Origin of the sequence: Arachidicoccus sp., assembly GCF_050436765.1 — a bacterium.
GTDB lineage: Bacteria > Bacteroidota > Bacteroidia > Chitinophagales > Chitinophagaceae > Arachidicoccus.
The window spans coordinates 1-2,762 of sequence record NZ_JBNQGD010000290.1; the positions used below are offsets into that span (position 1 = coordinate 1).

Annotated in this window: 2 protein-coding genes; both read right to left on the minus strand. The window is 37.5% G+C overall.

Annotated features, from left to right (window positions below; all coding sequences use genetic code 11):
* Nucleotides 1-1,418 (minus strand): family 78 glycoside hydrolase catalytic domain (locus ACQR30_RS12495; RefSeq protein WP_429735582.1); only part of this gene is annotated, 1,418 nt, incomplete at its 3' end.
* Nucleotides 1,419-1,472: 54 nt separating this feature from the next.
* A partial coding sequence (locus ACQR30_RS12500) for a hypothetical protein (RefSeq protein WP_429735584.1) occupies nt 1,473-2,762 on the minus strand: 1,290 nt, incomplete at its 5' end.

Below are 2,762 nucleotides of genomic sequence, written 5' to 3' on the forward strand. Positions count from 1 at the left end.
TCGTTGGAACAGGTAATATTTCCCACACGAGCCACATCGCTACGCATAAAATAGTCAACAATATCTTCTCTATTTAGTGAAATAGGTCTATCCGCCTTGACTTCAATATATTGAAATCCTTTATAATTAAAATGCGGCATAAAGGTTTCAGAACCTTTCCCGTTAAGGATATAAATATCGGTTCCAAAGGGATCATAGCTGCGCGTATCATTCGCTAAAAAATAATCTACGTTGGACTGATCTGGATAACCGCTTTTATCCAAAAACTCTGCATGAATGACCCGAACGGTCGTACCTGAATCTCCATTCAAGGTAACTTGTGTAACACCAGCAATATTTCTCCCTAGATTATAAACATAAGTAGAGTCATTCATCCGTTGCATACTTATGGGTTTTATTTCCTGCACATTTCTAATCGGTTGCATGCTTTGTGCAGAAATATTTTCGCCGGGTGCTTTTCTATAAACAACATTTTTCCATTTACTGTCATCAAAATTTACCTTATTCCACCCAAGTTGTTCTAAGCGCGCATCATAATGTTCACCTGTATAAATACTATTAAAAACAATAGGGCCAAGTGAAGTTTTCCAGCTTTCATCTGAACTAATCGTTTCGACTGATCCATCCTCATAAGTAATTCTTACATCCAAACAAAACGCTGGACGATTTCGCCAAGGTGCACGCTCATAATCCCACACAGCCTTGGATTGAAAATTATACCAACCATTACCAAGTAACACACCAATCGCATTTTTGCCCGCCTGCAGATTTTGGGTAACATCATAAGTTACATATAAAGTCCGCCGATCAAAACGAGTATAAGCGGGATCTAAACGATGATCACCAATTTTCTTTCCATTGATATACAATTCATACAAACCAGCTGCAGTAATATAGGCGCGTGCAGATTTTATTTTTTTCTCCGTGGTAAATAACTTTCTAAAGTAAGGTGCAGGTTTAAGGTTGATATCTTGTCCATCACTTATCCAGAAGCCTTTCCAATTACTTTCAGAAAGCATCCCTGTTTCAAAACTAGCAACAGAGGAGACTATAGATTTATCAGCATTTAGCCATGAAGAAACCCTCCAATAATATTTAGTAAACGGTTGCAAATGTTTCCCCTGATAAACAACTAAATTATTGGATAATTTAATTCTCGAGGTTTGCCAGTTATTCCCCTTCCCTTTTAAAACATCCAGAGAATCTGTACCTACAATAATTTGGTAGGCCATGTGAGCAATATTGGGACGTCCATCTTCTATCTGCCACATAAGTCGAGGATGGACATTGTCAATACCCAAAGGGTTTGCTAGATAATCACATTTCAGATCGTCAACAGAAGCTTGTTGTGCACAACAAATTGAAACAGGCAGGGATAAAACAATGAAAGAAAGTATTTTTCTATATAAAGAATTCATAGTTGCAAAAAATGGTGAACAGATATAATGAGGGTGCTACAGACAAATATTTTATTACGGTGAAGGAGGCCGTTTTATTTCCATGTCTAGTATTATTTTACTTTTCTGAGGCGTTAATCTGAAAACCTGTCCAACTTTTTTACTGAATGAGCCTTTTGAAGCTGTAATCGTGTAATTGCAATTTTCTGCAGACGCCTGAACAGATTTCGTAGTGATAGCTTTAAATGGCAGAATGGTATTTTTGACCGCATCTAAATCTAAAAACCAAGTTTGCTTTTTGTCTGTCTTTAGATATATTGTTATTTGCTTATCGGTAAATTGAATATTTAAATTTCCCGAGATATTTTTTAGATGCCAAATCACACTTAAAACTCCCTTTTTATTATCACTTACAGAGGGTTTATCATCGCCTTGCAACAAGACCTCCTTATGGTTAATAATCGTTTTAAACCAAAGACCTGCCGATCGCTTATTATTACTCCACAAATAACCATCTACAAAAGGTAATGTAAATAAATGGCATTCATTGGACGTCGTAGGTGTATCGATATAAGGAGATGGAATATTTTCATTGAATAAATGGATATCTCTGAAACGCAGACTTCCATTATCCCATAATAAATTGGCCCTATAAAATTTACTGTCAAACCATACTGTTTTTTTGCTTCCTCCCGGCAAGTCTTCGAGTGCCGTAACGGAAGTAGACGGTGTGGTGCTAAAATTTTTGCTAAACCATTCTCCCGATTGCGCCAATGTTTCCACTTTTATCTTGCCTTCGTCTCTGAGTTTTTCAAAGAGCGGAAACTGTATTTTCAACCCTTTCGCCATTGCGTCCCAAGTGAAAGAATTTTCCTGGCCAGCCTGAGTATAGGCAAAGGCCATAGAAGCTCCATTTACAAATTGCCTAACAAACCAATGTACCCATAAGGAATCTCCTCCTGCTTTTGGATAAACAGGTTCCAATGTCACCACGCCTTGTCTTTGCTGGGTCAAACCGTCGTCATATTGTCGAATAGGATCACTGCCTAACATTCTGAAAATAGGAACAGGTATTTGTTGTCGAATATGTTGTGCAGGCATATAAGCATTCACTTTACTGGGATAATAAGCCTGATTCCAATAACCACCCCACAAAGTATAACCATCAGTCCCATACTGATCTTTGCAATTGGCAGAAGCTACAATATGATACTTTTCGTACATGTAATTTAAGCTGTACGCATCGATAAACCACGAAGCCACAGACTCTGGATAATAACCGAATATTCTTTTAAAATCCTTCATATATGTATCAATCAATTTTCCTCTTTCAGCCGGGGTATAGCCAGTAGAAAAACCAATATT